This is a genomic window from Sporosarcina sp. P26b (assembly GCF_002743245.1).
Lineage (GTDB): Bacteria > Bacillota > Bacilli > Bacillales_A > Planococcaceae > Sporosarcina > Sporosarcina ureae_C.
The window spans coordinates 357,939-364,879 of record NZ_PDYW01000002.1 but is presented as its reverse complement, the minus strand read 5'-3'; the positions used below and the strand labels follow the sequence as shown (position 1 = coordinate 364,879).

The 6,941-nt window shown below is 41.9% G+C and carries 8 protein-coding genes; all 8 read right to left on the bottom strand.

What is annotated here, in order from left to right:
* Positions 1-296: 296 nt before the first annotated feature.
* A complete protein-coding gene (locus tag CSV69_RS03735) occupies positions 297-1,007 on the bottom strand; it encodes a hypothetical protein (RefSeq protein WP_099692727.1) in 711 nt (236 codons plus the stop codon).
* Between the two features lie 3 nt (positions 1,008-1,010).
* On the bottom strand, positions 1,011-1,223 hold the full coding sequence (locus CSV69_RS03730) for a DUF2768 domain-containing protein (RefSeq protein ID WP_369823268.1): 213 nt from the start codon (positions 1,221-1,223) through the stop codon (positions 1,011-1,013).
* 11 nt (positions 1,224-1,234) lie between these two features.
* The gene (locus tag CSV69_RS03725) at positions 1,235-2,254 is read right to left on the bottom strand and encodes an NAD(P)H-dependent glycerol-3-phosphate dehydrogenase (RefSeq protein ID WP_099692726.1); all 1,020 of its coding nucleotides are present in this window, start codon (positions 2,252-2,254) and stop codon (positions 1,235-1,237) included.
* Between the two features lie 26 nt (positions 2,255-2,280).
* On the bottom strand, positions 2,281-3,591 hold the full coding sequence (gene der / locus CSV69_RS03720) for a ribosome biogenesis GTPase Der (protein ID WP_085428796.1): 1,311 nt from the start codon (positions 3,589-3,591) through the stop codon (positions 2,281-2,283).
* A 130-nt stretch (positions 3,592-3,721) separates the two neighbouring features.
* Positions 3,722-4,870 carry a 30S ribosomal protein S1 gene (rpsA, locus tag CSV69_RS03715; protein WP_085428795.1) on the bottom strand — a complete coding sequence of 383 codons (1,149 nt, stop codon included), beginning with the start codon at positions 4,868-4,870 and terminating at the stop codon, positions 3,722-3,724.
* Positions 4,871-4,950: 80 nt separating this feature from the next.
* The gene (locus CSV69_RS03710; RefSeq protein ID WP_085428794.1) at positions 4,951-5,535 is read right to left on the bottom strand and encodes a lysophospholipid acyltransferase family protein; all 585 of its coding nucleotides are present in this window, start codon (positions 5,533-5,535) and stop codon (positions 4,951-4,953) included.
* The gene (gene cmk / locus CSV69_RS03705; RefSeq protein WP_085428793.1) at positions 5,535-6,209 is read right to left on the bottom strand and encodes a (d)CMP kinase; all 675 of its coding nucleotides are present in this window, start codon (positions 6,207-6,209) and stop codon (positions 5,535-5,537) included. The genes CSV69_RS03710 and cmk overlap by 1 nt, the downstream gene beginning before the upstream one ends.
* A 76-nt stretch (positions 6,210-6,285) precedes the next feature.
* On the bottom strand, positions 6,286-6,927 hold the full coding sequence (locus CSV69_RS03700) for a flagellar brake protein (RefSeq protein ID WP_158232600.1): 642 nt from the start codon (positions 6,925-6,927) through the stop codon (positions 6,286-6,288).
* Between the last annotated feature and the right edge of the window lie 14 nt (positions 6,928-6,941).

The following is a 6,941-nucleotide window of genomic DNA, read 5'->3' as shown; positions in this document are numbered from 1 at the left end:
AGCATGTCAAAATGATGGTTGATAGACATAAAAAGAACTCCTTTCAAAAAAGATGGTATGTATCTTTACCATCTTTTTAAGAAAAGTACACCTATTTCTTAAGTTGACAGCTATGGTGGCTTGAGCCTCCTCGTCCGCTTCGCTCCCTGCGGGGTCTCAAGGCGCACGCTGATCCTCCCGGAGTCGTCCCATCTTCCGTACCAATCCTAGTTATATTTTGGTGACAGATTGTATTACTCTCTGAATATGTAAAGTTCAAAAGCGAATACGTGAGGTCACCTGCAAGTTAGAGTAGATTATTTCTTCATAAACACAGGTTCGTTGTTTTCGTCTACTGTGTAGGGCAAGGAGTATGCCGGGAGGACTAGGGAGTCTTCGTATAGTAGATAACGAATGTCTGTGCCTGGTTCTATTTCCGGCTTTTTCTCCATCAAGATCTTGTTAAGGTCGATGGAGTAGTCTACGTAGAAGTTTCCGTCGCCGCCTACTACGATGGGTAGGTGCGCATCGGAGTATGGACTTTGGACTGTTAGTGGTTCTTTGAAGCCCATTTTCTTAAAGTCTACTGCATAGACATTGTCCCCGACTGGATCCAAGAATGGTAGTTCTCCACTGATAAATTTGCGCAAATTTATGTCGCGCAGTTTTTCAGTAGTCCGCAAGTCGACTAGTTTAACAGTCGGATTTTCTTCTACATCCATGAGAACGTATTGGAAAATGCCACCGTTTTCGAATGCGTTGGACGGAATCTTTTCAGTGAAGTCTGGAACGATTTTCGAGAACTCGATAGGATATTTGATAAATTGATCGGTTTCTTGATCGCGTGTTTTGATGGGTAATAGACCACCCGTTTGTTCTTGGTAGCGCTCAACAGCCTTCTGGATTGTTTCTTGCTGATCAGGGTACGGTGTTTCGCTTGCTTGCTTCTCTTCTGGTGGACGACCGCCACAAGCCGACAGTAATAATCCACAGATCATAACTGACAGTATAAGTAATCGTTTATTCATACGTTACGCCCCTCCAGTCGGTCCGTTGAATACCAAATAGACCATTGCGAAGAACGATGTAATTAATAGTGTATAGGCAATAATCGCAAATAAGATTTGTAGTGCACGGTTTTTTATTTTATAACGACTTAAATAGATCAAGCCCATTGAAACAACCATGAATCCCATTGCGTAAAAAGATAGCCACATTTTATCTAACGAGGACAAAATTGTCACCCTCCTACTATTTAGATACCGAAAAATGTATCGATTTCTTGTTTCTTTCCACGGTTCATTAATTCATCTACTGCTTGTTTAGGTGGGATGTTGCCGAATAATATAGAATACAGTGCTTCAGTTAGCGGCATATTGACGCCAAACTGTTCAGCCAACTGATAGGCAGCCTTCGTAGTACGAACGCCTTCTATGACCATTCCCATTTCTTCAGTTACTCTTTCAAGAGTTTGACCTTTTCCAAGTGAGTTTCCGGCTCTCCAGTTCCTGGAGTGGACGCTTGTACATGTAACGACCAAGTCACCAAGCCCCGTTAAACCTGAAAATGTTTGTTGATCTGCGCCCATTTTGACGCCAAGCCGTGTAATTTCTGCTAGACCTCTCGTAATCAGTGCCGCTTTTGCATTATCACCGTAACCTAGACCATCAGAAATACCGGCAGCCAAAGCGATGACATTTTTCAATGCACCACCAAGCTCCACGCCGATGACATCTTTATTCGTATAGACACGGAAATAATTGCTCATGAATAAATCCTGCACCCGCTCTGCTGCTTCCATGTTGCTCGAAGCCGCTGCTACGGTTGTAGGGTGTCGAAGTACTACTTCTTCCGCGTGGCTAGGTCCAGACAACACGACAATGGCCTCACGCAGCTCTTCGTCTATTTCATCCGCAATGATTTCGGAAATCCGTTCCAATGTATTGGGATCGATTCCTTTGGAGACATGAACAAACACAGCCGGTTCGGTCAGTGATTCTTGTATACGACGGCACGTTTCACGCATCGCAACTGTCGGTACAGCCAGCACAATAGTTTGCGCATGCTGTACCGCCGTTTGTAGGTCACTAGTAGAGTTAAGGTTTTCGGGCAGATTCACCTGAGGTAAGTATTGGTTGTTCGTATGCTGACTATTGATTTCATCCGCTTGCTCTGCACGTCTTGTCCAAATTAAGCTGTCATGTCCATTTTCAGCCAGCACAAAAGCAAGTGCCGTTCCCCAACTGCCTGCACCGATTATAGAGACTTTTTCCATTACCTCCGCCCTTTCTGTTTGTGTATTTAGCTTCTTGCTCTTGTAATTAAGCGGATTGGTGTTCCTTCAAATCCAAAGGCTTCACGCAATCTGTTCTGTAAAAAGCGTTGGTAAGAAAAGTGCATTAGTTCCGGTTCGTTGACAAAGACGACAAACGTTGGCGGCTTGACAGCAACTTGAGTTGCATAGTAAATCCGTAAACGACGTCCTTTATCTGAAGGTGCAGGATTTCTAGCTACCGCATCTTCCACTACCTCATTCAGAACACTTGACTGAATACGCAACGCATGATTTTCACTAATCATTAAAATATTAGAGAACAATGTATGCACACGTTGCTTCGTTTTAGCTGAAACGAAGAATATAGGTGCATAATCAAGGAATCTAAACTGATCACGAATATCATCGATAAAGTTATTCATTGTCTTGTCATCTTTTTCAAGTGTATCCCATTTGTTGACAACAAACATGACACCTTTACCTGCTTCTTCAGCAAAGCCGGCTACACGTTTGTCTTGCTCACGAATACCTTCTTCTGCGTTCATAACGATTAAGACAACATCTGAACGGTCAATGGCTTTTAAGGCACGTAGAACACTGTACTTCTCCGTGTTTTCGTATACTTTCCCTTTTTTACGCATTCCCGCAGTGTCGATAATTCTAAACTCTTGTCCATCCACTACTTTCGTGGAGTCAATTGCGTCTGTTGTCGTACCTGCTATATCACTTACGATGACGCGATCTTCTCCGAGTAACGCGTTCACAAGTGACGACTTTCCAACATTCGGACGTCCAATCAAACAGAATTTGATGGAATCGTCTTCCTCTTCTTCTAAATCCATATCTTTAAAGCTCTCCGCCATCGCATCCAATAAATCACCAAGTCCTAGACCGTGTGATCCTGAAATTGGATATGGTTCTCCAAATCCTAGTGAGTAGAAGTCATAAACCATATCTCTCATCTCTGGATTATCAACTTTATTCACTGCCAATACAACTGGCTTATTCGTTTTATACAACATCCGTGCTACATGTTCATCCGAATCTGTCACGCCATCTCTACCATTTGTCAAGAAGATGATGACATCAGCTTCTTCAATGGCAATTTCAGCCTGTAAACGAATTTGATCGAGTAACGGCTCATCACGAAGTTCAATACCGCCCGTGTCGATTAAGTTAAATTCATAATTCAACCACTCTGCTGCACTGTATATACGATCTCGCGTTACACCGGCAACGTCTTCTACGATAGAAATACGTTCGCCTACGATCCGGTTAAAGATTGTCGACTTACCGACGTTTGGTCTTCCTACGATTGCTACTGTTGGTTTTTTCATTTTCTTTCATTACACCCTTCCGACCTATCTTTGAATATTATACACAAAAAGAATGATGATGCATATGAAAGCATCATCATTCCAGTTACGCTTATTCATCATTTGTGGCTAGTTTATCACATTCCCAAGATTATTCTTGGAATTTCTTTAGTTGGTCACCAATTACATCCGCAAGTGAGAAGCCAGTCGTTTCTTCAGGCATTTCATAGCTGAAGTTTTCTTCACGTGCTTCTTTTGGCTTTTCTGTAAGATCTTTGATGCTCAATGAGATACGCTTTTCCTGTGGATTGACGTCCAATACTTTGACTTGTACAGACTGCCCTTCCTCAAGCACTTCTTGTGGTGTACCGATATGCTCATGTGCAATACGTGAGATGTGTACGAGTCCTTCTACACCAGGCAAGATTTCAACGAATGCGCCGTATGCTACAAGTCGTTTCACTGTGCCGTCCAGTACAGAGCCGACTTCCGCTTTTTCTTCGATGTTTTCCCATGGACCAGGCAATGTATCTTTAATGGATAAAGATACGCGTTCCGCATCACGGTCAACAGACAATACTTTGACTTGGATTTCGTCTCCTTCTTTCAACACGTCTGACACACTTTCGATATGTCCGTGTGAAATTTGGGAAATATGAACCAAACCATCTACGCCGCCAATATCAACAAATGCCCCGAAAGAAGCGATGCGTTGTACTGTACCGTTTAAAACGTCACCATCTTGAATTTCAGAAAGTGCAGCCTCTTTTTTCTTGTCATTTTCTGCTTGAACAACCGCACGGTGAGACAAGATCAAACGATTCTTCTCTTTATCCATTTCAACGATTTTGAAAGTCATCGTACGACCTTGATAATCATCAAATGATTCTACAAAGTGATCTTCTACTAAAGAAGCTGGGATAAATCCACGAACGCCAAGGTCAACAACAAGTCCACCCTTTACTACGTCCTTTACTTCCGTTTCGATGATTTCACCATTTTCAAATTTCTCTTCCAATGAACCCCATGCATTCTCTGCATCCACTTGGCGTTTGGACAAGACGTATGTCTCATCTTCCACTTTGGTAATCGCCAATTCTAATTCGTCACCGACTGAGACTGCATCTGCTGCTTTTTCAATATGCAAGCTGGAAAGTTCACTGATCGGAATCACGCCGTCAAAAGGAGCGCCTGCAATTTCAACAGTCACCGATTTCTCTTCAACCTTCGTCACTACACCCGTTACGTGTGCACCTTCACCGTATTCTTTAACTTCATCCATATTCATCTCTTCAGTCATATGTAGTCCTCCTCCATAATGAATCTTACCTCTATATTATGCGAATCGAGACTTAAAAACAAAAAATTGCACTTATTCTTTTATTTGTACTGTTCAATCAACTTAGCAATCTCTGCCATAATTGCATCTGTTACCTCTTCGGCAGATGCTTTTCTTTCACGATAAGGCGTCATGTCCATCGCTTCGCCATACACGACTTTCAGTTGCGAGAAGGCTTTGTACGGTCCAATGATCGCACAAGGGACCACTTTCGCATCTCCTCCTTTTAGCGCGAAGAAACCTGCACCTGCTAACCCCTTTCCGATTTCCCCGGTTTTACTTCTTGTTCCTTCAGGAAAAAGGCCGACTACTTTATTGTCTCGTAATAGTTTTATCGTTTTCCGGAACGCCTCACGGTCACTCATACCACGTTTTACGGGATATGCTTGTACTTGCGGCAATAACGTTTTAAGAATAGGCTTATCAAAAAGCTCCTCTTTGGCCATAAAATGAACGGTTCTAGGACATGTGATTCCAACTACAGGCGGATCCAAATTGTCTATATGATTGGTACATAAAAGTACGCCGCCCTCTTTAGGGAAATTTTCTTTGCCGATTACTTTAATTCGATACAGTGGATAACAAACAGTACTAATCAAAAATTTGCCGAGTGGATATAAATTCATCATGCTAACCTCTTTTCGGCATATTTGATAATACTATTCGTCACTTCTTCTATTGTCTTCCCTGTTGTGTCAATTGTGATCGCATCTTCCGCTTTTTTTAATGGCGAAATCTTACGTTCGCTATCTGCTTGGTCTCTTTCGCTAATTTCTCTTTTCAATGTTTCATAATCTGACGTCATGCCACGCTGTTGTTCCTCTAGCAAACGACGCTCTGCACGTTCTTCTACAGAGGCTGTCATGAAGATTTTCAACTCCGCTTCAGGTAAAACAGCAGTCCCGATATCTCTACCATCCATTACAACGGATGATTGCGCAGCAAGATCTTGTTGTTTAGCAACCAATAATTCACGAACAGATGTCAATGCTGCGATCGCTGAAACGTTTGTGGTCACTTCATGAGAACGTATCGCATCCGTCACTTCAATACCGTCTAGCAAAACTTTTTGCATCCCTTCGTCTGGTTGCAATTCAATTTCAGTTTGTGCAATTAATTTAGTAATTTCTTCTTCATCACGCGGATCAATGGCACTTTGTAGTACTTTGTAAGTAATAGCACGATACATAGCTCCTGTATCGATATACGTGTATCCTAATTTCTTAGCTACTAATTTAGCAATTGTACTTTTACCTGCTGCTGCAGGGCCGTCAATTGCGATTCTCATTCCACTATTCATGCTGAAAACCCCTCCATTTACGCCTTTATTGTACCATATGAAAAAAAGAAAAGTCTGCTGTAGACAGACTTTCCTGTTAGTTATTTCGTAATTCAAGCTGTCGTTCAAAACAATAGCGAATAATATGTTGTCGGTCTTTCTCATCTACTTCATCAAATTTGAAAGAAGTCAGTCTGCGTTTCTCGCTTTCCCAATTCCTTACTACTCTTGCTTTACATGAAACATATTTGATTTCTGTTTTTGAGAAATATAACACAATGATCAACTTTACTTCTTCATTTTGTGCAAAATAATCATGATCTTTCATATTGACCGCTAAGCCGCCAGCACTCAGATCCATTGAAACTAACTGTAGTGAGGTGGCATCAGCCTGCAATGCTACGTCGAGCGAAGTATCTACGCGAACGAATTCTCTTCTCTGGATTTTAATCAGTTGCTTATCTCCAGGATACTCCAGTTTAAGCATAGGAATTGTTCGATTGATACGGCTATGCACTTCGGTACGAAATGCGTAAGACATCTTATAGTCATCCACGAACGTTACTAATAATTGTGTGCCATCTATGAAGAACGCCGTTTTTCCTGTTGCCATATTGATAGGATAATCCATCATAAAGTGATCATCACCTTCAATATCAACTACACGACACTTGAATTTCTCCGATTCTTCCGTGTAATCCTTTTCTATTGTTAATACCGTTCCGATAGTTAATTTCATTTCTCCACCTGCCA